Annotated in this window: 19 protein-coding genes; 11 read left to right on the top strand and 8 right to left on the bottom strand. The window is 32.9% G+C overall.

The genetic code is table 11. The annotated features are described in order from the left end of the window. Nucleotides 1-117 precede the first annotated feature (117 nt). The 3 genes from ABI657_RS13195 to ABI657_RS13185 all read left to right on the top strand — a co-directional run bounded on the left by ABI657_RS13195 (nucleotide 118) and on the right by ABI657_RS13185 (nucleotide 6,223). A complete protein-coding gene (locus tag ABI657_RS13195) occupies nucleotides 118-2,754 on the top strand; it encodes a valine--tRNA ligase (RefSeq protein ID WP_348097735.1) in 2,637 nt (878 codons plus the stop codon). Between the two features lie 177 nt (nucleotides 2,755-2,931). Next, nucleotides 2,932-3,993 (top strand): hypothetical protein, encoded by a 1,062-nt coding sequence (locus tag ABI657_RS13190; RefSeq protein WP_348097734.1) that lies wholly within the window; start codon nucleotides 2,932-2,934, stop codon nucleotides 3,991-3,993. Continuing rightward, nucleotides 3,953-6,223: a hypothetical protein gene (locus tag ABI657_RS13185; RefSeq protein ID WP_348097733.1), complete on the top strand. Its 2,271-nt coding sequence runs from the start codon at nucleotides 3,953-3,955 to the stop codon at nucleotides 6,221-6,223. The genes ABI657_RS13190 and ABI657_RS13185 overlap by 41 nt, the downstream gene beginning before the upstream one ends. A 59-nt stretch (nucleotides 6,224-6,282) precedes the next feature. Here ABI657_RS13185 and ABI657_RS13180 read toward each other — a convergent pair whose 3' ends face one another. Together ABI657_RS13180 and ABI657_RS13175 are read right to left on the bottom strand one after the other, a co-directional pair. After that, nucleotides 6,283-7,599, bottom strand: coding sequence for an amino acid permease (locus ABI657_RS13180; RefSeq protein WP_348097732.1), 1,317 nt, complete (start codon nucleotides 7,597-7,599; stop codon nucleotides 6,283-6,285). A gap of 107 nt (nucleotides 7,600-7,706) precedes the next feature. Further along, nucleotides 7,707-8,387, bottom strand: a complete 681-nt coding sequence (locus ABI657_RS13175) for a DUF4294 domain-containing protein (RefSeq protein ID WP_348097731.1) — start codon at nucleotides 8,385-8,387, stop codon at nucleotides 7,707-7,709. Nucleotides 8,388-8,751: 364 nt separating this feature from the next. On the opposite strand from ABI657_RS13175, the gene ABI657_RS13170 reads away from it, so the two are divergent. Continuing rightward, nucleotides 8,752-11,655 (top strand): PAS domain-containing protein, encoded by a 2,904-nt coding sequence (locus ABI657_RS13170; protein WP_348097730.1) that lies wholly within the window; start codon nucleotides 8,752-8,754, stop codon nucleotides 11,653-11,655. Between the two features lie 218 nt (nucleotides 11,656-11,873). Further along, complete coding sequence (locus ABI657_RS13165) at nucleotides 11,874-12,962, top strand: M42 family metallopeptidase (protein ID WP_348097729.1); 1,089 nt, start codon at nucleotides 11,874-11,876, stop codon at nucleotides 12,960-12,962. Between the two features lie 165 nt (nucleotides 12,963-13,127). Here ABI657_RS13165 and ABI657_RS13160 read toward each other — a convergent pair whose 3' ends face one another. The 6 genes from ABI657_RS13160 to ABI657_RS13135 all read right to left on the bottom strand — a co-directional run bounded on the left by ABI657_RS13160 (nucleotide 13,128) and on the right by ABI657_RS13135 (nucleotide 19,857). Beyond that, nucleotides 13,128-13,511, bottom strand: coding sequence for an ankyrin repeat domain-containing protein (locus ABI657_RS13160; protein ID WP_348097728.1), 384 nt, complete (start codon nucleotides 13,509-13,511; stop codon nucleotides 13,128-13,130). A gap of 379 nt (nucleotides 13,512-13,890) precedes the next feature. Beyond that, nucleotides 13,891-14,847 carry a phosphoribosylaminoimidazolesuccinocarboxamide synthase gene (locus ABI657_RS13155; RefSeq protein WP_348097727.1) on the bottom strand — a complete coding sequence of 319 codons (957 nt, stop codon included), beginning with the start codon at nucleotides 14,845-14,847 and terminating at the stop codon, nucleotides 13,891-13,893. Between the two features lie 70 nt (nucleotides 14,848-14,917). Then, nucleotides 14,918-17,266 (bottom strand): prolyl oligopeptidase family serine peptidase, encoded by a 2,349-nt coding sequence (locus ABI657_RS13150; protein WP_348097726.1) that lies wholly within the window; start codon nucleotides 17,264-17,266, stop codon nucleotides 14,918-14,920. Nucleotides 17,267-17,440: 174 nt separating this feature from the next. Next, nucleotides 17,441-18,274: a Cof-type HAD-IIB family hydrolase gene (locus tag ABI657_RS13145; protein WP_348097725.1), complete on the bottom strand. Its 834-nt coding sequence runs from the start codon at nucleotides 18,272-18,274 to the stop codon at nucleotides 17,441-17,443. Between the two features lie 279 nt (nucleotides 18,275-18,553). After that, nucleotides 18,554-18,775, bottom strand: a complete 222-nt coding sequence (locus ABI657_RS13140) for a DUF1801 domain-containing protein (RefSeq protein ID WP_348097724.1) — start codon at nucleotides 18,773-18,775, stop codon at nucleotides 18,554-18,556. A gap of 131 nt (nucleotides 18,776-18,906) precedes the next feature. Continuing rightward, nucleotides 18,907-19,857, bottom strand: a complete 951-nt coding sequence (locus ABI657_RS13135) for a PhoH family protein (protein ID WP_078229967.1) — start codon at nucleotides 19,855-19,857, stop codon at nucleotides 18,907-18,909. A gap of 183 nt (nucleotides 19,858-20,040) precedes the next feature. Here ABI657_RS13135 and ABI657_RS13130 point away from each other — a divergent pair, with 183 nt between their 5' ends. The 6 genes from ABI657_RS13130 to ABI657_RS13105 all read left to right on the top strand — a co-directional run bounded on the left by ABI657_RS13130 (nucleotide 20,041) and on the right by ABI657_RS13105 (nucleotide 25,761). Continuing rightward, nucleotides 20,041-20,871 (top strand): SAM-dependent chlorinase/fluorinase, encoded by an 831-nt coding sequence (locus tag ABI657_RS13130; protein ID WP_348097723.1) that lies wholly within the window; start codon nucleotides 20,041-20,043, stop codon nucleotides 20,869-20,871. Between the two features lie 52 nt (nucleotides 20,872-20,923). Next, a complete protein-coding gene (locus ABI657_RS13125) occupies nucleotides 20,924-21,220 on the top strand; it encodes an antibiotic biosynthesis monooxygenase family protein (RefSeq protein ID WP_348097722.1) in 297 nt (98 codons plus the stop codon). A 31-nt stretch (nucleotides 21,221-21,251) separates the two neighbouring features. After that, nucleotides 21,252-21,977, top strand: a complete 726-nt coding sequence (gene gldF / locus ABI657_RS13120) for a gliding motility-associated ABC transporter permease subunit GldF (protein WP_348097721.1) — start codon at nucleotides 21,252-21,254, stop codon at nucleotides 21,975-21,977. Further along, nucleotides 21,977-23,662 carry a gliding motility-associated ABC transporter substrate-binding protein GldG gene (gene gldG / locus ABI657_RS13115; RefSeq protein WP_348097720.1) on the top strand — a complete coding sequence of 562 codons (1,686 nt, stop codon included), beginning with the start codon at nucleotides 21,977-21,979 and terminating at the stop codon, nucleotides 23,660-23,662. The genes gldF and gldG overlap by 1 nt, the downstream gene beginning before the upstream one ends. Before the next feature lie 107 nt (nucleotides 23,663-23,769). Then, on the top strand, nucleotides 23,770-24,888 hold the full coding sequence (gene dnaN, locus ABI657_RS13110; RefSeq protein ID WP_348097719.1) for a DNA polymerase III subunit beta: 1,119 nt from the start codon (nucleotides 23,770-23,772) through the stop codon (nucleotides 24,886-24,888). A 237-nt stretch (nucleotides 24,889-25,125) separates the two neighbouring features. Continuing rightward, on the top strand, nucleotides 25,126-25,761 hold the full coding sequence (locus tag ABI657_RS13105; protein ID WP_348097718.1) for a DsbA family oxidoreductase: 636 nt from the start codon (nucleotides 25,126-25,128) through the stop codon (nucleotides 25,759-25,761). The last annotated feature ends 113 nt before the right edge of the window (nucleotides 25,762-25,874 follow it).

Below are 25,874 nucleotides of genomic sequence, written 5' to 3'. Positions count from 1 at the left end.
CTGAACCAAAGTTTAGCTTTTATTTGTTTAGCTATTTAATTGTTTATAATAATGATTAGAAAACAGTAAAAAAATTAAGTGATTAATAATTAACGATACAAATAATACCCATATAAAATGACAATTCCAGCACAATTTGACGCTAAAACGATCGAGAATAAATGGTATGACTACTGGATGAAAAACAACTATTTTCATTCGGAGCCAGATCATAGAACACCTTATACGATTGTAATTCCGCCTCCAAACGTAACAGGAGTCCTTCATATGGGGCACATGCTGAACAATACCATTCAGGATGTTTTGATTCGTAGAGCGCGCCTTAAAGGTTTCAATGCCTGCTGGGTTCCGGGAACGGATCACGCATCTATTGCTACTGAAGCCAAAGTTGTAGCAAAATTAAAAGCGGAAGGAATCAATAAAAATGATCTAACCCGCGAAGAATTTTTGGCTCACGCCTGGGAATGGACAGATAAATACGGTGGTGTAATCTTAGATCAACTTAAAAAGTTAGGTGCATCTTGCGATTGGGAACGTACCAAGTTTACTATGGATCCGGATATGTCAGCATCTGTAATCAAATCTTTTGTTGATTTGTACAATAAAGGATTGATCTACAGAGGTTACCGAATGGTAAACTGGGATCCGGAAGCGAAAACAACGTTATCTGACGAAGAAGTTATTTATGAAGAGCAACAAGGAAAATTATTTTTCTTAAAATATAAAATCGAAGGTTCTGAAGATTTCCTGACGATTGCTACAACACGTCCGGAGACTATTTTTGGAGATACTGCTATTTGTATTAATCCGAATGATGAACGTTTTACACACTTAAAAGGCAAAAGCGCCATCGTTCCTATTTGTGGAAGAGTTATTCCAATTATTGAAGATGAATATGTAGATGTAGAATTCGGAACAGGATGTTTAAAAGTAACTCCGGCTCACGATATGAACGACAAAACGCTGGGAGAAAAGCACAATCTTGAAATCATTGATATTTTTAATGAAGATGCAACTTTAAATAGTTTCGGATTGCATTATCAGGGTAAAGACCGTTTTGTGGTTCGTGCTGAAATTGCAAAAGAATTAGAAGAAATTGGAGCTTTGGCGAAGACCGAAATCCATTTGAATAAGGTGGGAACATCTGAGAGAACAAAAGCGGTAATCGAACCAAGATTATCAGATCAATGGTTCCTGAAAATGGAAGATTTAGTAAAACCGGCAATTCGATCAGTTTTGGTTGACGGCGATATTAAATTGCATCCTAAACGTTTCGAAAACACTTATGCGCACTGGTTGAATAATATCCGCGATTGGAATATCTCTCGCCAATTGTGGTGGGGACAACAAATCCCGGCGTATTATTATGGAGACGGAAAAGAAGATTTCGTAGTTGCTGAAAATATTGAAGATGCTTTAGTATTAGCAAAAGAAAGAACCAACAACCAACAACTAACAACCGACAACCTTAGACAGGATGTTGATGCGTTAGATACCTGGTTCTCTTCCTGGCTTTGGCCAATGTCTGTTTTTGGCGGAATCTTGGATCCTGAAAGTGCAGATTACAAATATTACTATCCAACAAACGACTTGGTTACAGGTCCGGATATTTTGTTTTTCTGGGTTGCCAGAATGATTATTGCGGGTTACGAATATGCTGGTAAAAAACCATTTACAAATGTATATTTGACTGGTTTGGTTCGTGATAAACAACGTCGTAAAATGTCTAAATCATTAGGAAATTCGCCCGATCCTTTAGACTTGATCGAAAAGTTTGGTGCTGATGGCGTTCGCGTAGGATTGCTTTTAAGCGCTTCTGCAGGAAACGATATTATGTTTGATGAAGAATTATGTAACCAGGGAAAAGCTTTTTCTAATAAAATCTGGAATGCTTTTAAATTGATTAAAGGCTGGGAAGTTTCTGAAACTATTCCTCAACCTGAATCATCCAAAGTAGCGATCGAATGGTATGAAGCAAAGCTGCAGCAAACTTTAGTTGATATTGAAGATAATTTTGAGAAATACAGAATTTCAGATTCGTTAATGGCGATTTATAAATTGGTTTGGGATGATTTCTGTGCATTATTTCTTGAGATGATTAAACCGGCTTATCAACAACCAATTGATAAAGCAACGTTTGATAAAGCAATCGAAATGTTAGAAACCAACTTGAAGTTACTTCATCCTTTTATGCCTTTCTTAACTGAGGAAATTTGGCATTTAATTGCTGACAGAACCCCTGAGAAGGCTTTGATCGTTTCAACATGGCCGGAATTAAAGCCGTTCAATGCAAGTTTAATTGCTGATTTTGAAAATACAATTGAAGTAATTTCAGGAATCAGAACCATCAGAAAAGATAAAAATATTCCGTTTAAAGATGCTATCGAATTAAAAGCGATAAACAGCGAAAATATCTCGACTTATTTTGACTCTGTTGTAACGAAGCTCGGAAATGTTTCAGCTTTCGAATATGTTTCATCTAAAGTGGATGGAGCGTTATCTTTCCGTGTAAAATCAAATGAATATTTCATTCCGATTTCAGGCGGAAATATTGATGTTGAATCTGAAATCGCAAAACTAACTGCAGAGTTGGTTTACACGCAAGGTTTCTTAAAATCAGTTCAGGCTAAATTATCAAACGAAAAATTTGTTGGCGGAGCACCGGGAAAAGTTCTAGCGAATGAAAAACAAAAAGAAGCAGATGCTTTAGCAAAAATTGTTACAATTGAGCAGAGTATTGCTGGGTTGAAATAAGAATTAGATTTTCTTTTCTGAATATATTATAAACCCGATAGTTTTCAAAAACGGTCGGGTTTTCTTTTGATTTTTGAGTTCAATTTAATTCAAAAAATATATTGTATTTTCAGATTTTGTATGTTAAAAAAATATAATTTTAATACGGTTTTAAGCTAAATTAAAAATCATTCTGCAATGAAAAAAATCATTTTGTTTGTGTTCATTTCTTGTTTGTTTTTTGGGTGTTCCAATAAAGAAAACAAAGTCAAAAATGTTGAAAGAGCTTTCTATTATTGGAAGAATGGATCTTCTTTTGGCGGTGAAATGACTCAGGAACTTAACAAATTGCAAGTCAGGAAAATCTACTATAAATTTTTTGAGATAGATTATAATGAAGCGATGGGAAACTTTCCTTATCAAAAAAATAGTCCTGATCAATATACGTTCCGAGATATGGATTCTGTAAGCATCGTTCCGACTATTTTTATCAAGAATGAAATCTTTCAATATAATAATGAAAAGTCATTGGATAAATTGGCAGATAATATTGTTTTTCTAATCAACAAATACCGTAAAGGCCGTTATCAATACAATTATAATGATAAAGATAATTTCGATTATTCTGAAATTCAAATTGATTGTGACTGGACAAAATCAACCAAAGACAAATATTTCTATTTATTAAAAAAGATAAAACAATGGTCAAAAAAAGAAATCAGTTGCACGCTTCGTCTTTATCCGTACAAATATCCAGAAATTATGGGTGTTCCACCTGTGGATAAAGTAATGTTGATGTGTTATAATTTGGTTAAGCCATTATCACAAAAAAATAAAAACTCCATTTTAGACCTTGATGAATTAAAATCCTATTTAAATAAAAAAAGAAGTTATCCGGTACATTTGGATGTAGCATTGCCCGTTTTTTATTGGACATTATGGTATCATAATAATCGTTTTGCCGGACTGGTTAATTTTAATTCTGCAGACATAAGTGGAATTGCCAAGCAGACTAAACCAATGTGGTATGAAATGACGAAAGATTATACGTTTGAATATGAATATTATTTAAAAAAAGGAGATCAGTTAAAGATTGAAGAGGTAGATTCAAAAACACTAAAAGAAGCTATTTCGATTATAAAAAAAAATGTCGAATTAGATGATACAACAACAATTTCATTGTTCCATTTAGATGACAGCACTTTTAAAAAATACAATCATGAAGAAGTTTCTGGTTTTTACAGTTCTTTTAGCAAGTAGTTTTTACCAAAGTTTTGCTTGTGGATATTCTCCGTATGGCGAAGATGTAAGGTATTGTATCTTTAGACCTAATTATTTTAATTATGCTCAATACAAATCATTTTATTACAATGCAGATTTATGGGGTTTTGATTATGGTAGAAATCCCGAAGATTATAAGTTAAATATAGATTCTAATATAGCGGACTGGTACAATTACACAAATAAAAAAGTTGCTATTGATGATATTGAGGACTTCAATTTTAATTTGTCTTATACAGATATTCATCCCCAAACCAATAATAAGTTTATAAAATATCTTTATCAAAATAATAGAATAGCGGCTATCAATTATTTAAAAACAGCAAAGAATTGTGAATTGGCAAATGACTCTGATGATGTGTGGGAAAGAAATGAAGGTGTCAATACAGAGAGAAGAATTGAGTTATTGAATAAAATTTCTAAGATAATAGATAAAGAACAGGATCAGTATTTTAAAAGAAAATATGCTTTTTTAGCCATTCGGCTTGCTTATTATTCAGGAGAAAAAGATGTTCTTAAAACTATTTTTGAAGCTAATTTCAATAAAAATAAAAAAGATTATTTGTACTACTGGAGTTTGTTCTTTTACACTTTTACAAAATCAAATCCCGGATATATGGTTGATACTGCCAATTTAATGGCAAACTCTCCTGAAAAAAGTTATGCAAGTTATTACTATTTCCATCAGAATTTTAAAATTGAAGAAGCTTTAAAATATACTCGGAATAAAGAAGAAATAGCAAATATATATGCTTACGCATCTGTTCAAAAAGTAGATAAAAATTTGGACTATTTGAGAGAGATTTATAAAAATAATCCAAAGTCTCAAATATTGGGATTCTTGCTTTTGCGGGAAATTAATAAAATTGAAGATTGGGTCTATACGCCGTATTATTCAAACTATAATCCGTCAACAGATTTTGCTGATTTTTGGAATGATAAAATAAAAGTTACGACTCAAACATTACGTAATCGTTCTGAAAATGATAGATTGTATGCACAGGAAGTTTTAGATTTCATCAATTCTATAGAAATCAAACACACACATTATACTGTTGTTTGGGAAGCTTCAAAGATTAATTTACAATTTATTACAAGAAATTATACTGACTGTTTAAAAAATATTTCTCAGTTTGAAAAAACGCATCAATTTGAAAAAGTAGCTGAGGAAATAGAGAAAATAAAAGCAATGTGTATTACTGCCAATCAGGAAATTGGTAAGGCTATTATTAAACCGGAAATTGAACGTATTATTTTAAAATATAAAGAAGATGAGCGTTTTATTTTTGCTTTAGGAAGAGAATTAGAATTTAGAGGAAATATTACAGATGGTATGGCTTTGATGTCTTTAATAGAAGGAATAACTGATGGTGGATATGATATTGATGATGTAGAATGGCGTGACAATAGAATCAAAACATCAGGTAACCTACAAGAGTTTTATCGCTATTTTGATTATCTGGATTTTGTTTATTCTGCTAAAGATTTGCAAACAATTGTGAATAGGATAGGCAAAGGTTTTGATACAAAATTTCAAAAAGCAATATATTTTAAACTTTCGAAAGACAAAGATTATCTTAAAGATTTACTTGGAACAAAATACCTTAGAGAAAATCAATTAAGGAATGCTTTGGTTACTTTTAAATCATTAAATAAAAAATATTGGGACGATAATTACAATGCCTGGGAAAGGGGAGAATATGGTGAGTATTATGTTTTTGATCAAAATCCATTTTATGATTTTAAATATACCAGGCATTTTATTGAGCATAAAGAAAAATATTTGGTTACCAAACTATCCGTTACGCAACATTTGGTAAAGTATACCAATTTAGCAAACAACCCCAAAACTAAGGATCGTGATTATTACTATTTTTTGATTGCAAATTGTTACTACAATATGTCTGATTATGGCAATTCGTGGATGATGCGTCGCTATTCCAGTTATGAATATGGAAGTAATTTTCAAAACGAATCTTATATAGATGAGATTGAATACAGGAACAAAATAAAGGCATTGGCAAATTACAAATTAGCTTTTGCAAATGCCAAAACGGATAGATTTAAAGCATTGTGTTTGCGAATGATTGATTATACAGAAAAGAATGAATATGAGCTTTCAGAAAGAGTTTATAAACAATTTCCTAAGTTTACATTAGATTTATCGGCTTGTGAAAATTTAGAACAATATTTTAAGGCAAGAAGATAAAAAAATCCCAATATTGAAAAATTACAGTATTGGGATTTTTTTTGCAATGTATCATTTTATCATTTTCTTTTCCTATTCAAAAGTAAAAAGAAAGGGTAAGAAATTATTGTAATCAGCACGATAATTATAAAACTTTTTGAATCACTGTAAATAAATCCGGCCAATAATGCAATCGAAGTTATTATAGCAATAATTGCTGTCCACGGATACCAAACGGAACGATATGGTCTTGGTAAATCAGGTTCTGTAACTCTTAATTTTAAAAGGGAAAAATAAGCCAATCCCCAAACTATGATGGATGTAAAGGCTGCGAAGGAAAATAATACTTCAAACGAACCAATACAAATCAGGAACAAACTAAATAATGATGAAACCAAAAGCGCAATAATTGGGGTTCCTCCTTTATTAACCATTGTACCTTTTTCTATAAAAAAACCATCCCGGCTTAATCCGTATAAAATTCTTGGTGGAATCATCATAAAGGCATTTAGAATACTAATCAATGAAAAAATTGAAATAACGGTAACTATAATGCCTCCGTTTTTCCCAAAAATAATATTGGCAACATCGGCGGCAGGAAGACTGGATTTTGAAATAGATTCAACTGATAAAACATAAAAAAAAGCAACGTTCAATAAAACGTAAATTGCAATGACAAGCAATACGCCGCTAAACAATGATTTCGGGATATTTTTACCAGGATCATCATTTTCTTCGGCAAAAAAGCAAACGCTGTTCCAGCCATTATAAGTCCCGATAATAAGTTGAAGCGATTTAAAAAATCCAAACAATAACCCAATCTGAAAAACAGAATTGTCTTTTTCAACAGAAGGTAATTGTAAATCCGAATATATAAAGCAGGCAGCAACTAACGCGACAAAACAAATAACTTTCAGTAAACTCGTAATTTGCTGAATAGCACTTCCGTTTTTTACTCCGCTCAGATGAAGAACAACAAATGCAAGTAATAATGAAATAGCAATTATCGTTGCATAATTTGACAGAGCCGGAAACAAAATAATAATATACTCGCTAATTACTATGCAATAAAAAGCAGGTGGAATTGCATTTGTAATATAATCAAACCATCCCGATAAAAAACCGGCATAATTACCAAAGGCCCTTTTTATATAATTGTAAGATCCTCCGGCTTTAGGCAGCATTGTTGCAAGTTCTGCATATGAGTTGGCACCAATTAAAATAAATAACCCGCCAAAGATCCATGAAAAAATTATAAGCCAATAATTGTTTAACATTTCAGCGATAGTTCCCGGTGTTCTTAAAATTCCAACTCCAATCGTTCCTCCAATTAATACTGCTATATTAAAACTCAGACCTAAGCTCTTTTTTAATTGGTTGTTTTTTGAATTGACCATTTTGTGTTTGTTTGTCCTCTTGGGCATTATCGAATAAAAGTAACTATATTAAATTTTCTTTTAAAATGATAAAGCCTCATTTACGAGGCTTTATTATTTTATATAAATTACTTTTTATTAAGTGTTTTCGCCAGTTCTTCCCAGTGGCTGGCAAGGTCTTCATAATTAACAGGTTGTGAAGGTTTTTGATTGTATAATCTGCCAGATTCAAAAGCCCTGACCAGAATGGTTTCAATTAGATAATCTTCATTTACATCATAAGGTTTGTACTCTTTTTTCAAACTAATATCAAACATATTGGCAGTAGTATTTGAAACAAATGCCTTAAAACCACTTTTTAAAGTTTTTACTAATTCGTATGCCGTTATTCCGGTTTGCCTATGAATAAGTTTGACAAGAATTTGTCCTTGTTTTCGGGAAAGTTTTTTCAGTCTGGCTTCAAATTCATTGTTAAGATAGTCTTCAACAATTTTAAAATACTTTTTCTTTTCACGACTTGTTTTTAAGCGGGCCATTCCATTGTTTAATGCAGTAAGTCTTTCAGCAGCAAGCCTTGCATAGGGATATACTCTATAAACCCGGTTTTGAAGAATCATGAATTGCTTTTGAGTTTCAGGATCTAATTTTTCTTTAGAGATAATAATTTCCGGCAATTCAATTGTGTCATTAAGTATTGAATCATTTTCGGTAAGGGTATAGCCCATTTCAGAATTATCTTTCGGAGTTATCTGTGCTTTCCCGGCAATCGAAATTAAAAGAAATAATAAAATGCAAATTGTAAATCTCATGGAATAATTAATTTAATTGTAAAACTATACATTATATACACAATTGTTAAGATAAATTTATAAATTACCCATCGAACGTTGGCTCATTTTTAATAATCTATATATTAAAAATTTTAAAAGGTTATTCACTTTTACTACTTACTATCATTATTGTTTTCATTCAATAAGTATAAACAGACACGCAAATATAATATGTATTGCAATAAATAATACGTTATAAATTTAAGTTATCTTTATAATATTGATCTTTTTCAAAATCATAACAAAAATGTTGCCATTTAAAAATTACAGCATTTTAGTAAAGGATTTGTAATTTAGTAAAAATGACTTACCTTCACATTATATACAAACTAAAGTAATTCGGGTGTTAGCAGAAGATTCAGAATCAAATTATCCATTTTTAAGAAATGGCGGAGCATTAGCAAAAAGTATAAAAGAATTTGACTGGTCAGTCACCTCAATAGGTGTTTTAAGGTCCTGGCCGCAGAATCTTACCACTACTCTTGGAATTATGCTGAACTCTAAAACGCCAATGTTTTTAGTTTGGGGATATGATGAAATTATTTTCACTAATGATTCTTTTGGTTCAATGCTCACTACAACCGAAACAAATTTAGAAACGTTAGGTAAGTCGATAGATCAGGTTTTTAATGAAGACTGGGCTATTGTTGTTAAATCAATAGAAGATATAATTGAGAATGACAAAACATTTTCAGAAGAGCTAATTATTCTGAATCAAAATAAAGATTTTCAAAGTGTTTCCCTAAATATTGTCTACTGTCCAATACTTGGATTACAGGGTACTACAGAAGGAGTGTTAGTTACATGTACTGTTATTGCCCCAGACAATGTAATTCAGCAGCAAAAAGCCGAGCAAAATCAAATAGTAATTAGTGCTATGTTTGAACAGTCATCTGTTGGTATAGCCACAATTAGCGGAGAAGATTTAATTTTCCAAAGTGCGAATACTTTTTATGGTGAGCTTGTTGGACGTACTCCTGCCGAGATCATAGGAAAACCATTATTGGAGGCGGTACCAGAAATAAAAGGTCAGGGGTTTGATGAATTGTTAAAAGATGTTATTAATACCGGAAAACCTTTTATTGCCAAAGAGGTTGAGGTGCAGCTCTTGCGAGATGATAAACTTCAGGATGTTTATGTTGATCTTACCTATCAAATCAACCGTAGCGCAAGCGAAAATGAAACTTCCGTATTGGTCATAGCTACCGATGTAACACAACAAGTTCTTAGCAGGCGTAAAGTCGAAGAAAGCGAAAGGAGATTACAGGACCTAATTGCAGCAGCACCAGCAGGTATCGGATTATTTGTGGGACGAAATCTTATTATTGAGCATCCCAATCAAACTTTTATCGATATTGTGGGTAAAGGGCCTGATATTACAGGCCTTCCTTTGAGAGAAGCAATGCCAGAGCTTATAACAGAAGGGCAGGAATATCTTAAAATCCTTGACAATATATTTACAACCGGTGTACCTTTTATTTCCCCGGCTTCACTTGTGAAAATTGTTCAAAATGGTGTTCTGAATGATAATTATTATAATATATCGTATACACCTTTACGAAATCAAAAAGGTGAAATTTATGCCATTTTGGATATTGCCATTGACGTGACAGCACAAGTATTAGCCCAACAAGCCCTTGAGCGAAGTGAAGCTCATCTGCAATTGTTAAGTGATACTGTTCCTGCGATGATTTTTTATCTGGATGAAAATCAGAAATACCGTTCCTATAACACTGTTTTTATGGATTGGTTTTCGGTTGGAAAAGAAGATGCGATAGGTAAATCTGTGTTTGAATTTCTTGGAGAAGCTGCATACGAGAAAACATTACCTCACCTTGAAATTGCTTATGGCGGTGAACAGGAAAAATATGAAATGTATGCTCCTTCCAGAATGGGAGTTGACAGATGGCTAAGCATCGTATATACACCACATAAAAATAATGAAGGAAAAGTTATTGGAATTATAGTGCATGCTACTGATATAACGAAAGGAAAAAAAGATGAAAAGGCTTTACTGGATTCCATAAAAAAATTAGAATTGGCAGAAAAGTCACTTTTAAATGCAGTAGAAATGGCAAAGCTGGGTACCTGGACAATGGATTTTGCCACAGGCATTACAAATATGTCTCAGCGTCATGTTGAAATGTTCGGTATGAGTGGTACTAATATTACATCAGATGAAGCTATTTCTGTTATTGAACAATCAGACAGAGATCGTGTAACAGTTGCTCTTACTCAGGCGCAACAATCTGGATCAGATGGAAAATTTGATTCTGAATATAAAATAATTAACCAAAAAACCCAGAGACAACAAATAATTCATGCTGTTGGACAAACTTATTTTGACAGTAAAGGAAAAGCAGTTTCAATTTCAGGAACTGCACAGGATATTACCATACAGCGAGAGCTGCAACTGGAACTTGAAAACCAGGTAGAACTCAGAACAAAAGAGCTGGCGCAGGCTTTGGAAAAATTACAAATGTTCAATAACGAACTTAATCAAACCAATGAAGCACTCCTGCATTCTAATCAGGAACTTGCACAGTTTGCTTATGTAGCCAGTCACGACCTGCAGGAACCATTAAGAAAAATACGCATTTTTACAGGAATGCTTGCAGAGGGAATGCCTCAATTAAAGCAGGAGGAAATCATAAAAAAAATAAATAAATCTGCAGAGCGAATGAGTCAGTTAATAGATGATTTGCTTGCTTTTTCACGTCTTACAAAACCGGAAAAGGCTACTGATTTTGTAGATATAGCATCCGTGCTGCAAAATGTATGGGTTGATTTTGAATTGGCGGTACAGGAAAAAAAGGCGAAAATAGTTATTGATAAACTTCCCATTGTCAAAGCTGTTGGACTTCAGATGAATCAGCTCTTTTATAACCTTGTGAGTAATTCTTTAAAATTCACAAATCCCGAAACAGAGCCTAAGATAGCGGTAAACTCCACGATCGTATCTCATGAATATCTTGCAGGATATACTACGTCACCATTATTAAAAGTAAATTATCATCATATTATTTTTAGTGATAATGGTATAGGCTTTGAAAAAGATTATGAGAATCGCATTTTTGAAATTTTCAAACGTCTTCATACACAAAATATTTATCCAGGTTCAGGAATTGGACTAGCACTATGCAAAAGGATAATAGTAAATCATCATGGAGTATTATTTGCAGAGTCGGAACCTGGCAAAGGCAGTACATTTCATATCTTTCTTCCGGATATTCCTTTGGAAATTTAAATCGTGTCGAAGTAAAGTTGTTTTTCAACAAAATATTAAATTAAAAGAAGTTGTATGATACTTTGATATTACTTCATCAGTTGAAGAAGTATGAAATCTACTTTTGTATATTTGATTTTTTAAGTTTTACACAAAGAATTTTGATGTGAAGCAATGAATTTCATTTTTACAGAAAAACAAAACATTACTAAAGTTATAAATTAGCAAAAAAATATTTTATGAGTACACAATATATCTTAAATGATACCTCAATCGCTTTTCTTGAAAGCTATCTTAACAATGCTTCACCAACTGGTTATGAAAGTGAAGGACAAAAACTTTGGATGGATTATCTGAAACCTTATGTAGATACTTTTATTACTGATACTTATGGAACTGCGGTTGGTGTCATCAATTCTGAGGCACCTTTTAAAGTTGTAATTGAAGGACATGCTGATGAAATTTCCTGGTATGTTAACTATATTACAGATGATGGTTTGCTGTATGTAATTAGAAATGGAGGTTCCGATCACCTGATTGCACCATCAAAAAGAGTAAATATTCATACCAAAAAAGGAATAGTAAAAGGTGTTTTTGGCTGGCCGGCAATTCATACCCGTTTACGGGATAAAGAGGAAATGCCAAAATTAAGCAACATTTTTATTGATTTAGGTTGTGAAACAAAAGAGCAGGTTCTGGAGATGGGCGTTCATGTAGGATGTGTGATAACTTATCCTGATGAGTTTATGATTTTGAACGAAAACAAATTTGTCTGTCGTGCAATTGATAACAGAATGGGCGGTTTTATGATTGCTGAGGTAGCCCGTTTACTGAAAGAAAACAATAAAACACTTCCGTTTGGATTGTACGTAGTAAACTCGGTTCAGGAGGAAATAGGTCTTCGTGGTGCCGAAATGATTGCGCAAACCATTAAACCCAATATAGCAATCATTACTGATGTTTGTCATGACACCACTACGCCAATGATTGACAAAAAAGTAGAAGGTGATCTTAAAATGGGTAAAGGTCCAGTAATTGCTTATGCACCAGCAGTTCAAAATAAATTACGCGATTTAATCGTCGATACAGCCAAAGAGAATAATATTCCGTTTCAGCGTCACGCCACTTCAAGAGCTACAGGAACAGACACTGATGCTTTTGCATATAGCAATGGTGGCGTTGCTTCGGCCTTAATTTCACTGCCTTTACGATATATGCATACTACCGTAGAAATGGTACATAAAGAAGATGTTGAAAATGTGATTCAGCTTATTTATGAATCATTATTGAAAATTGAAAATAATGAAACTTTTTCTTATTTCAAATAATTTTAAGGAGCTGATCCCGCTGTCCCTTTTATCTTTTATGGCGAACCCCGCCATAAAAGGATGCCAGTCCCATCGGGGCTATGAGGTCAAAAGTAAGAAAGACCTTCAGTTTACTGAAGGTCTTTATATTTTTGTATACTAATTCAAAAATATTTTGTCAAGCTATTATTTTATATCTTTTAATATAGCAACTGCTTCTGTTGCATGAGATAATTCTGCATATTTCAAAGCTGTAAAACCTTTTTCATTTTTATCACCAGGACGTGCTCCTTGCGCTAATAATATTTTGATAATTTCAACTTTGTTGTAACGTGCAGCAGTCATTAAAGGCGTCATATCCTCCGTTCTTTCATTAACATCTGCTCCATATTCAATAAATTTCAGAACAATTTGTATATCTCCTTTTGAGATTGCAACATTTAATGGAGTTGCATCAAAAATTTGTTCTGTAATAATGTTTTTGTCTCCTCTAAAAGAAGTGTTCGAAGCTATAGAAACATTTGTAAAAGCTACTAAAGCCATTCCTAAATAAACGATTGAATTTTTCATAATGATTGTTTGTTAATTGATTGATTAAATGATGATTTTTAAAACTGATGTAAATGTATATTAAAAAATGATATTATGCATTGCAAGGTACTATGTTTTAACTATTTCTTAACATTTTATTAATTTACTCTTTTACTGAGCTTTTAATATAGACGACAACAAATCAATTATGTTACAGTAATTGATAATAAAAAATAAAATTGGTGGAAATTGTTATATTTTTATAGCAATTAAATTTCAAGCAATAGATTAAAAAAAAAGATATTAAAGAATGATATTGTTTGGATAGAACAATTTCTAATTATTATTAATTTGCAAATAAATAAGCCCTGCTTATTCAGTGAATTAGCAGGGCTTATTTAATAGTGAAATTAGAAAATTACTCTTTAGCAGTAAGGTAAGCTAATACATTTTTATCAATACGTTGATCAATATTAGCAATGTCAGCTTTAACGAATTTTTCGCCTAGAATTTTTTCGTATAATTCTATATATCTTTCAGAAACGGATTCGATATAAGATTCTGTCATATCGGGAATTTGTTGTCCTTCCAGTCCCTGAAAACCATTTTCAATCAGCCAGCGGCGTACAAACTCTTTTGATAATTGTTTTTGTTCTTCTCCTTTATCCTGTCTTTCCTGATATCCGTCTGCATAAAAATAACGGGATGAATCCGGTGTGTGGATTTCATCAATTAACACAATAACCCCTTCTTTTGTTTTTCCGAATTCGTATTTAGTATCAACCAAAATCAAACCACGATCAGCAGCAATTTCAGTCCCTCTTTGAAATAAATCACGTGTAAATTTCTCCAAAACCAAATAATCTTCTTCAGAAACAATTCCTTTAGCCAGAATGTCTTCACGCGAAATATCTTCGTCATGAGAACCATTATCTGCTTTTGTTGTAGGTGTAATAATTGGCTCAGGAAACTTATCATTTTCTTTTAAACCTTCCGGCATTGTTACACCGCAGATTTGTCTTCTTCCGGCAGCATACTCACGAGCAGCATGGCCTGAAAGATAACCACGGATTACCATTTCTACTTTAAAAGGATCACATAAATGGCCAACAGCTACGTTTGGATCCGGTGTTGCAATCAACCAGTTCGGAACAATATCTTCCGTCAATTCCATGAATTTTGTAGCAATCTGATTCAGGATCTGACCTTTATACGGAATTCCCTTTGGCAAAACCACATCAAAAGCCGAAAGCCTGTCGGTGGCCACCATCACTAAAAGTTCGTCATTAATGTTATAAACTTCCCTAACTTTTCCTCGGTAAACTGATTTTTGGTTTGGGAAATTAAAATTCGTAGTGGTGATGGTATTGCTCATTATGTATGTCGTGTTTTTTGTTTTGTAAATGCAAATTTAAAACTATTTAAAAGAGCAAGCAAAGAAAAAATTATGGTTTGAGAAGAGTAGTGTTAAACAAGTTTAAAATTCGGCTATATTCATCAATCCACGAATAGGTTTCATTAAACCCATGTGCTTCTACAGGAAATGAGGCCAATGTCCAGTTTTTTTTCTCTAATTCAATAAGTCGTTGTGACAAACGTACAATATCTTTATATTCAACATTGTCATCTACCATTCCGTGAAGCATTAGTAAATTACCTTTTAAATTGCCAGCATAATAAATAGGAGAACTTTTTTTGTAAGCATCAGGATCTGTTTCCGGGAAATTTAAAATGTTTCCGGTATAGCCATGATTGTAATGTGCCCAGTCTGTAACAGAACGCAAAGCCGCACCTGAAGCAAATTCACCAGGAGTTGTGAGCATTCCCATAAGAGTAATAAAACCACCATAAGAACCCCCATAAATTCCGACTCTGTCAGCATCAATACCGTATTTTTCTACTAAATATTTTTTACCATCCAAATGATCTGATAAATCTTTTCCTCCCATAAAGCGATATATACCGGTTCTGAAATCTCTTCCATAACCATCACTTCCACGATAATCAATATCTAAAACAGTATACCCTAAATCAGTTAATAAATTGTGAAACATATATTCTCTGTAGTAATTACTCCAATAATTGTGGGCATTTTGCAAATATCCGGCACCATGCACAAATATAATGGCAGCTTTGTTATTGGTTTCTAATTTGGGAGTATAAATTCTCGCGTTTACAGCAGTTCCGTCCTGCGCTTTAAAAGTAATAACTTCTGGTTCTCTCCATGGGTATTTTTTGAAATTATCTGTAACAGAAGATGTAATTTGTACTAAATGTGTATTCTTTTCATTATCGGCAATATAAAAATCCCATGGTACGTTTTTATATGAATAGCGTACTAAAAGTGATTTTTCATCTGGAGAAATTACAACTTCATGTGCGCCATCTTTAGTTAAAATAGGTTGTAATGCACCATTAGCAACTTCCAGTTTATAAAAGTTTCTATTTCCGGGGTGGGTTGTATTTGTGGTCACGTAAAATGTTTTTTTGTCTTTTGATAAAATTACATCCCGAACCTCCCAATTTCCTTTTGTTAGTTGTGTTTTCTTTTTGGTCTTTAAATTATAAGTATACAAATGAGAATAACCGGTAGCTTCAGATTGAAAATAAATGGTTTCATTATCTGCTAAAAAATCTAAATTTCCGGAAGAAAATGAATAAGATGGAATGCCTGGGCCAGCAATCCAGGCTTCGTCATGCTGATATTCTATCTCTTCAAAAGTTCCTTTATCCAGGTTTAAACTCACTAACCATCGGTCTTTATTATCCTGGCTTCTGATTTCAACAATCGCAACTGAGCCATCTTGATTATAGACTGGAGCCTGCGCAACAATTAATTTGTCTTCTTTGGCTTTCTTTTTTAAATTGTCATATAATTCATAATATTTTGCAGTATCCTGAATATGACTTAAAGTGGAAAAATTCACATAATAAACGGAATCTTTTGAAACTGAATAAATAGCAAATCTGTTTTTTACAAAATTACTCGTTGAAACTTTTTCCTTTGTTTCCGGCGTTTGATTATAACCATCATCAGTTATAAAAACTTCCATTTTTTCTTGTTTTGTCTCTGAATTTTCAATTAAGATGAAAGTCGCAAAATTTCCATTTGGATTCATTTTTAGGCTATATAAATTATCTTTACCGTAAAAATATTCTTTTGCAAAATCAGATTTATAAGTTTTGTTTTTTTCAAGATTCCATTTCTTTTTAGCCTCTTTATCTCTTATAAATTGAAACAATTCTTTTTGTTGTGCAGTTAAAAAAGATTCTTTTTCAGGTTTTGTTTCTCTTTTATTTCCTTTATTCAGATTGGTAATCTGTAAAACGGTTCCTTCCTTGGTAGTATATTTAAAAATATTTTCATTTTGCTCAAAAAATAATACTCCCCCCTGCGATCCTATTTGTAAATTTGATATTGGGGCGGATTGCTGAATTAGTTTTGTAATAGATTTTGATTTGACAGAATACGAATATAAACTTCCTTTTTCAATATAATAAACAATATCTGATGCAGGTTTGCTTTTAAAATCAAGTTGAGAAAAAGTAGCTTCATTAAGAGTTGCAACTTCTGGTTTTTTCATGCCTTTTTGCCAAAAATAAGTACTGGTTCCTAGTTCATCTTTAGGATTCCATTCAAAATAAACCTTTTTACCATCCAAAGACCACCTTCCGTTTGTGGGTTGGTTTCCAATAAAAGATTGCCCTTTCATTATTTCTTCTAATTTCAATTCCTGGCTTTTTCCAGTAATGGCAAGAAATAAAAAGGTAACGATAAAAATGTTTTTTGTCATTGTAGGCATATTTTAAAGAAACAAAAATACACTTTGAAAAGTATTAAAAAAATTGTTTTGAATATTTACTTGCGAAATTCTTTGTAAAACTACTCAGAATACAAAAAAAATCCCTGAAGAGTTGATTCCGGGATTTAATTTTTATAGAAAGCTCAAAAAACTAGATTTTATAAATCAACTTGTAGCAAATTCCTTGTTTAAAATTTCTGAAGCAATATATTTTGCAACGCCATCTTCTCCATTGGTTGTAATAACTTCCAGATCTGGTAATGTTTCTTTTAACAGAGCTGGGGCATTTCCCATAATCAGGCCTTTACCCGATGCAGACAACATTTGAACATCATTAAAACCATCGCCAAAAGCCACTGCTTCAGATAACGTAAAACCTTCTTTTTCCAATACTCTTTCAATCGCAACAGCTTTATCTATCGATTTGTCCATAAATTCCAGACAAGTGGGCAAACTAAAAGCATGATGAAGATGTTCTGACGAATTGGCCAGAATGTCATCTTTCAATTTGACTAATTTTTCATGATTATCACAGGAGAAGAATATTTTAATGGCACCAAAATCTTCCAGGGTTTTATAATCTACCAATTCTGGATGATATTTTAATTCCGCCTGAAAAGCATTTAATTTTTCACTCACTTTATTGGTCTGCCAAACATTTTCTTTGAATAAAACTACCGTGATTTCAGGATCAATTTCTACATTCAAAGCTGCTTTTACAACATCACTGTCTAAATTGAAAGAAAACAATTCTTCTTTTTCAGGTGAATGTATTCTGGCTCCGTTTGAACTCACCAAATAAACCGGAACTTCAAGTGTCTCGATAATCGCCATGGCATCAAGGTGATGACGGCCTGTAGCAACAACGATAAGATAATTTTGATTGTGAAGTTCCTGGAAAATAGATTTTGTGTAAGCTGATATTCTGTGTTGGGGGCTGAGCAAGGTTCCGTCTAAGTCACTTACAACAACTTTTATGTTTTTAAGTTTTGCAGTCATATTAAAATCAAGTATTTATGATGTGCAAATTTACGCCTTTAAGCTCAGCTTGGCAACGTTTGAAGTGTTTGAAAGTCTAAATTACGTCAAGTTTATTATTTATTTAACTATTTCATCAAATCAGGATTTGGAATAATTTAAACTTTTATAAGTCCTGATTTATATAAATCCAGTGCTTTGCGAATTACATTTTCAATTCTTTCCAAAGGTAAATCTTGATCAGAATTCAGTAGCATGATTTTCATTCGGGAACGGGATTCCTGAATTAAAAAAGATTCATCAAAATGAATTCCTTCTACAATTCCTAGTATACGGTTTTTTCAGTTTTTTATGAATCCATAAATAGCAGAACATTTTTCCTTTGTAACAGAAGAAAGGCATTCCGTATTTGAGAACGTTAGTAATATTGTTATCTTGTTTTAGGATAATTTCTTTTAATGCCAATAGTGTTCCTTTCAAAGGTTCTTGTTGCTTGAGGTAGAAATCATCTAATTGTTTCATTTTCATTTTTCTTAAACAGATTCAAAAAAAAATATTCGTTTTCCACATTTCTCTAAAAGAGTGTGTAGAAAACGAATATCATTAAACATCAAAACACATTTCACGATTTACATTTGACATTTTATAAAAAATTAATCGTGATTTTCTATTTGTTTATAAGCATCAATTACCTTTTTTACCAATCTGTGACGCACGATATCTTTATCATCCAGATAAATAATTCCAATTCCGTCAACATCTTTCAAAACCAAAATGGCTTCTTTAAGACCAGAAATAGTTCTTCTTGGTAAATCGACCTGTCCGGGATCGCCAGTAATCATGAATTTGGCGTTTTTCCCCATACGGGTCAAAAACATTTTCATCTGCGAATGGGTGGTATTCTGTGCTTCATCGAGAATTACAAAAGCATTGTCAAGTGTACGTCCACGCATAAATGCCAGCGGCGCAATCTGGATAATTCCTTTTAAAATGTAATCTTCGAGTTTTTCGTTAGGAAGCATATCACGCAAAGCATCATAAAGCGGCTGCATGTAAGGATCGAGTTTTTCTTTCATATCACCGGGTAAAAAACCAAGATTTTCTCCTGCTTCAACCGCTGGTCGTGTTAAGATGATTCTTTTTACTTCTTTTTCTTTAAGTGCTTTTACTGCCATGGCAACCCCGGTATAAGTTTTACCGGTTCCGGCTGGCCCAACTGCAAATACCATGTCATTTTTTTTGATGGTATCAACCAGTAATTGCTGATTAGGTGTCATGGCTTTGATGATCTTTCCGCCAACTCCGTGAACCAATATTTTATCGTGGTCTAATGATTTTCTTTCATCCTGGCCATCACTCATGATTACACGTTCAATTACATTATCATCGATATTGTTGTATCTGGTAAAATGGAGCATCAGTCTTTGAAATCTCTTTTCGAATTCATCTAAAACTTCTTTTTCGCCAAATGCTTTCAAAGTCGTCCCTCTTGCTACTATTTTAAGCTTTGGGTAGTACTTTTTAATTATTTCAAGATGAGTGTCTTGAGCGCCCCAAAAGTCTTTTGGAGCGATGTCTATGAGCTCGATTATTCTTTCGTTCAAATGAGGTAGTTTTAAATTAAAATTAAATCTTTTTATAAATCAATTGGCTGTCGGGTATGTTTATATCTTTAAATGCAATTTGTCTTTTGTTTCTTTCAATTTGGATTTAGTATTATTAGCTTTGCATTTCTCAAATTTAATGAAAATTAGATTTAAATACTACCAATAGTTATAAACAAAATTATGTCAATAATTACCCTTACTACCGATTACGGCTTAAAAGACCACTTTGTTGGTGCACTGAAGGGTAAAATTCTTTCTGAGTTTTCAGAAGCAAAAATTATTGATATTTCGCATGATATAGATCCATTTAACACAGCCGAAGCAAGCTATGTTATCGGAGCCTCTTATTTAAGTTTTCCGAAAGGTACCGTTCATCTGATTGGTGTTGATATTGAGCTGAATAAAGAAAATCAGCATATCGCCATGCAATGGAACGATCACTACTTTATTTGTGCAGACAATGGTATTTTAAGTATGCTGACGCAGAAAATTTTACCGCAGAAAATTGTCGAAATCAATATTCATGATCGTTTCCCCAGTGAATTCAGCGATTTGGATATTTTTATACAAGTGGCCTGTCACATCGCAAAAGGCGGATTGTTGAATGTAATTGGAAAAGAAATTCAGGAAATAAAACAAATCACGGAGTTACAGCCTGTAGTAGCCAACGACGCAAATTCTATAAAAGGCTATGTGATTTATATTGACCATTTAGGAAACGTAGTGACCAATATTTCGAAAAGACAATTTATTGAAGTAGCCAAAGGCCGACCGTACGAAATTGTAATGAAGCCAAAAAGCATCAAGACTATTTTGCCTAATTATTCAGCAATCGCAACTTCTGAAAAATATCCCATCAAAACGTATGAAGGCGAAAAATTGGCGATTTTTAATGAAGCAGGTTTTCTGGAAATCGCTATTTTTAGAAGTAATCCTTCAAATGTAGGTTCTGCCAGCAGTTTATTAGGGCTGAATTATCGGGATGTGATTACTGTGCAATTTTTGAGTTAATAATTTCATCAAAATAAAATACATTTGCATCCAAATTGAATCAAAGAAATATATGTTCGTTCGAATAGTAAAAATGAGTTTTCACGAAGAAAAAATCCCTGATTTTCTGAAGAATTTCGAAACGGTAAAAGACAAAATACGAAAAGCGGAAGGAAATCGGTTTTTAGAATTGTATCAGGATAAAAACGATAAATGCATATTTTTCACATACAGTTATTGGGAAAGTGAAGCTGATTTAGAAAACTATCGACAATCTGAACTTTTTAATTCTGTTTGGAATTTCACAAAAAAGCTTTTCAATGCAAAACCAGAAGCCTGGAGTGTAGATAAAATTGTTAGCTTAGATTAATACAAAACAAATAAACGAATAAACGTTTTACATGAAATCAATTATATTACGGGAAATAAAATCCTTTTTTGGCTCTCCAATTGGTTATTTGGTCATTGCGATTTTCCTAATCAGCAACGGACTTTTCTTATGGGTTTTTGAAGGAGATTACAATATCTTAAACACAGGTTATGCAGATTTGACTCCTTTTTTTACCTTAACTCCATGGATTCTGATTTTTCTTATTCCGGCCGTTACGATGAGAAGTTTCTCTGATGAAAGAAAACAAGGAACACTCGAATTGCTTTTAACCAAACCATTATCCATCTGGGAAATTGTAAACGGTAAGTTTTTAGGTTCTCTATTTTTGATAATTCTGGCAATCATTCCAACCTTTATTTATGTAAAAGTAATTTCCAATTTAGGTTTGCCTGAAGGAAATATCGATATGGGAAGCACAATTGGTTCTTACTTCGGATTATTGTTTTTGATTGCTTCTTATTCCGCGATCGGAATTTTCACGTCTACACTTTCTGAAAATCAAATTGTAGCTTTTATCCTTTCCGTATTTTTATGTTTTTTCTTTTATTTCGGTTTTGAAGGTCTGGCATCACTAATTCCGGGTTTTTCAGGTTTTATACCGGTATTGGGTATGCAGGAACATTTTAAAAGTATGAGTAGGGGAGTAATTGACACTCGCGATGTAATTTACTTTTTAAGTATTACAGTTTTGTTTTTGTCTTTTACAGTGTATCAATTAAAATCTTTTAAAGCCTAATGAAAGTATCTACTCAAATGAATATCAAAACGTTGTGGATAACAATTTTTGTTTTGGTTGTTTTAAATGTTCTCGGAAGTTTGTTTTCTCATCGATTTGATTTAACCAAAGACAAACGTTATACTTTATCTGAAACTTCTTTGCAGATTGTAAAACAAGTAAAAAATCCTTTGTCCATTAAAATTTACATGCAAGGCGATTTGCCTGCTGATTTCAGGCGCCTGCAACAGGAAACAAAACAATTGTTAGAAGAATTTCAGGCTTATAATTCCAATATTGTTTTTGAATTTGTTAATCCATTGGAAAACGAAGACGAAAGCATGGATTTGGTAAAATCATTATACCAAAAAGGACTTACACCAGTAAATATTACCGTTGACGACAAAGGAAAACAATCTCAGGCAATGGTTTTCCCCTGGGCAATTGCGGTTTACAATAATAAAGAAGTCAATATCCCTTTGTTGAAAAACAGAATGGGTGCTTCGACTACGCAAAAAGTAATTGGTTCCATTCAGCATTTAGAATATTCAATTGCAGATGCCATCAATAAGATTACTAAAGACAAGCAAAAGAAAGTTGCAATCATAAAAGGAAATGGTGAAATAAATGAAATTTACATTGCCAAAATGCTGATGCAAATTCGTGAAAGTTACTATATTGGGCCTTTTACCTTAGATTCGGTTGCTAAAAATCCAACAGCAAGCTTAGACGCATTGAAAAAATATGATTTAGCAATTATCGCCAAACCATCTGAAACATTCTCTGACGAAGAAAAACAAGTTTTAGATCAGTTTATCATGAACGGAGGAAAAACATTGTGGCTAATTGATCAGGTAGCAGCAGATATGGATAGTCTGTACAATCAGTCAGGCGCAACTTTGGCATACCCAAGAGATTTGAATCTAAATGATATGTTCTTTAAATACGGCTTCCGAATTAATCCTGATTTGGTAAAAGATGAACAAGGAAGTCCAATAAAATTGGCGACAGGAGAACAAGGAAGCGCCACACAATATCAGGATTTTGTTTGGAAGTTTGCACCGCTTGTTGCTCCGCAAGGAACACATCCAATCGTGAAAAATTTAGGCGGAATAAAATTCGATTTCGCAAGTCCGATCGATACCTTGAAAAACGGAATTAAAAAAACAGTTTTACTGCAATCGTCTCCTTATTCAAAAACAATAGGAACTCCGGCAGAAATTAATCTGAGTAGTGTTGCAGAAGAAACTTCTCCTAAAGACTATATTGAAAAAGGTAATTTGCCTCTTGCTGTTTTGTTAGAAGGAAATTTTCATTCTGCTTTCGAGAATCGTGTTTTGTCTTTCAAGGAAAATTCATTTCAGTCAAAAGGAAAGCCAACAAAAATGATTGTCATTGCCGATGGCGATTTAGCCAGAAACCAATTGGATAAGAACATGATGCCGGTAGAATTAGGTTATGATCAGCGCTCAGGAAATTTATATGACAATAAGGATTTTATGATGAACTGTATTAATTATTTATTGGATGACACGGGACTTATCAACATTAGGAGTAAGGATTTAGATTTGCCATTATTGGATAAAGAAAAGGTTTACGAAAATTACAGTCAGACACAATTCATAACTATCGGGCTTCCAATCTTAATTTTGTTGGTTTTTGGACTTGTATTTACTTATATCCGAAAAAGAAAATACAGCAGATAGATGTTAATAAAAAATTTGCGAAACTAAGATTGTTTACGATATATTTGTAATCCGTATATTTTTAGGTCAAAAAGACCAAAATAGACACAAAAATTAAAACCAGACAGATGAAATTTATAGTATCGAGTTCGTATTTATTAAAGCAATTACAAGTTTTAGGTAGTGTAATTAACAGCAACAATACGTTGCCAATTTTAGACAACTTTTTATTTGAACTAAATAATAATGAGCTGACTGTTTCTGCTTCAGATCTTGAAACTACAATGTCAGCAACATTATCAATTGATTCCACAAGTACAGGAAGTGTAGCTGTACCGGCAAAACTTTTGCTTGAAATATTAAAAACATTCCCGGAACAGCCTTTAACTTTTACAGTTGAAGAAAACAATACAGTCGAAATTAGTTCTAATTCAGGAAAATATGCATTGGCATATGCTGCCGGAGAAGAATTTCCTAAATCAGTAAATCTTGAAGATCCATCGGTGACTTTGGTTCCTGCGGATGTTTTGGCAACAGCAGTAAGTAAAACTATTTTTGCTGCTGGGAACGATGATTTACGACCGGTAATGTCGGGAGTTTTCTTTCAGTTTTCACCAGAAGGATTAACTTTTGTGGCAACTGATGCTCATAAATTAGTGAAGTACGCCCGTACAGATGTGAAAGCATCTCAGGTAGCCGATTTTATTATGCCAAAAAAGCCTTTGAATATCCTGAAAAGTATTTTAGGAACTTCTGATGCTGAGGTAAAAATTGAATACAATGATTCAAATGCAACTTTCTCATTTGATAATTATATTTTAATGTGTCGTTTGATTGATGGAAAATACCCAAATTATGAAGCGGTTATTCCAAAAGAAAATCCAAACAAATTAATGATTGACCGTTCTTTATTTTTAAGTTCAGTTCGTCGTGTTGCGATTTTCTCTAACAAAACAACTCACCAAATTCGTCTAAAAATTGCTGGTGCCGAATTAAATGTATCGGCAGAAGATATCGATTACTCAAACAAAGCTGAGGAAAGATTGACTTGTGATTATCAGGGAGATGATATGCAAATTGGTTTCAACTCACGTTTCTTAACAGAAATGCTGACTAATTTACAATCAGATATGATTATGTTAGAAATGTCATTACCTAACAGAGCAGGAATTCTTACTCCTGTTGATGGTTTAGAAGAAGGTGAAACTGTTACAATGTTGGTAATGCCTGTAATGTTAAATAGTTAACATCAAAACTTGTTTTTGTTACAGGGATTTTTTTTATTTTCAAATTAATAACATATCATTGTAAAAAAAAATATCGCTATTAACCAACCATTTTTTATACCTGAAAACCGCAATTCTTTTAAAGAATTGCGGTTTTTTATTTTACCAGAAATAAAAACTAAAGGGATTCTAATACTATACTCTTATTCTTTTCTTAACGAAAAAAGACTTCTTTAAATATTTAATTATTTTTGTAATATGAAAATAGAAATTTGGTCGGATATCATGTGTCCGTTTTGCTATATCGGAAAAAGACAATTGGAAGCAGCTTTGGCCGGGTTTCCAAATGATGAATTTGAAATTGAATGGAAAAGTTTTCAGCTTGATCCATCAATCACGCCGCAGGCAGATAAAGATGTTTATACATTTTTGGCTGAGCGAAAAGGCATTTCTGTCGAGCAATCTGTAGAAATGCATAAAGGTGTGGTTGAAAGGGCAAAAAGTGTAGGGCTGGAGTATCACTTCGATAAAGCTATTATTTCAAATTCTTTAAAAGCCCATAGAATTATCCAATTAGCTAAAACTAAAAACTTAGGAGATCAAATGGAAGAAATTTTCTTCAAAGCCTATTTTACAGATGGTCGTGATTTAAATGATCATACAACTTTGATAGAATTGGCGTCACAAGCTGGTTTATCTATCCAAGAAGTTCAACAAGTTCTTCAAAACGAGGATTTGTATTTGAAAGAGGTAAAAGCTGATATTGATGAAGCTCAGGAAATAGGAGTACAAGGTGTACCATTTTTTGTATTTGATAGAAAATTTGCTATATCTGGAGCTCAGTCAATTGAAACCTTTGTTCAAACAATTACAGAGGTTCGAAATAAACCTTAATTTAATGTATATAAGAGTTTGTTTTTTATACACACACTGGTAAATAATCTTAGTATAATTTTGTAACAGAATTATCAGGAGCTTATTCCCGCTATCCGTTGCAATCTTTTGCT

This window comes from Flavobacterium sp., from assembly GCF_039930565.1.
GTDB lineage: Bacteria > Bacteroidota > Bacteroidia > Flavobacteriales > Flavobacteriaceae > Flavobacterium.
Note: the sequence above shows the minus strand (reverse complement) of the source record. Positions and strands in the feature narration are given on the sequence as shown.

Coding starts and splice junctions, on each gene's coding strand:
- ABI657_RS13195 (WP_348097735.1), top strand. CDS start 118: ATGACAATTCCAGCACAATTTGACGCTAAAACGATCGAGAATAAATGG.
- ABI657_RS13190 (WP_348097734.1), top strand. CDS start 2,932: ATGAAAAAAATCATTTTGTTTGTGTTCATTTCTTGTTTGTTTTTTGGG.
- ABI657_RS13185 (WP_348097733.1), top strand. CDS start 3,953: ATGAAGAAGTTTCTGGTTTTTACAGTTCTTTTAGCAAGTAGTTTTTAC.
- ABI657_RS13180 (WP_348097732.1), bottom strand. CDS start 7,599: ATGGTCAATTCAAAAAACAACCAATTAAAAAAGAGCTTAGGTCTGAGT.
- ABI657_RS13175 (WP_348097731.1), bottom strand. CDS start 8,387: ATGAGATTTACAATTTGCATTTTATTATTTCTTTTAATTTCGATTGCC.
- ABI657_RS13165 (WP_348097729.1), top strand. CDS start 11,874: ATGAGTACACAATATATCTTAAATGATACCTCAATCGCTTTTCTTGAA.
- ABI657_RS13160 (WP_348097728.1), bottom strand. CDS start 13,511: ATGAAAAATTCAATCGTTTATTTAGGAATGGCTTTAGTAGCTTTTACA.
- ABI657_RS13155 (WP_348097727.1), bottom strand. CDS start 14,847: ATGAGCAATACCATCACCACTACGAATTTTAATTTCCCAAACCAAAAA.
- ABI657_RS13150 (WP_348097726.1), bottom strand. CDS start 17,266: ATGACAAAAAACATTTTTATCGTTACCTTTTTATTTCTTGCCATTACT.
- ABI657_RS13145 (WP_348097725.1), bottom strand. CDS start 18,274: ATGACTGCAAAACTTAAAAACATAAAAGTTGTTGTAAGTGACTTAGAC.
- ABI657_RS13140 (WP_348097724.1), bottom strand. CDS start 18,775: ATGAAACAATTAGATGATTTCTACCTCAAGCAACAAGAACCTTTGAAA.
- ABI657_RS13130 (WP_348097723.1), top strand. CDS start 20,041: ATGTCAATAATTACCCTTACTACCGATTACGGCTTAAAAGACCACTTT.
- ABI657_RS13125 (WP_348097722.1), top strand. CDS start 20,924: ATGTTCGTTCGAATAGTAAAAATGAGTTTTCACGAAGAAAAAATCCCT.
- gldF (WP_348097721.1), top strand. CDS start 21,252: ATGAAATCAATTATATTACGGGAAATAAAATCCTTTTTTGGCTCTCCA.
- gldG (WP_348097720.1), top strand. CDS start 21,977: ATGAAAGTATCTACTCAAATGAATATCAAAACGTTGTGGATAACAATT.
- dnaN (WP_348097719.1), top strand. CDS start 23,770: ATGAAATTTATAGTATCGAGTTCGTATTTATTAAAGCAATTACAAGTT.
- ABI657_RS13105 (WP_348097718.1), top strand. CDS start 25,126: ATGAAAATAGAAATTTGGTCGGATATCATGTGTCCGTTTTGCTATATC.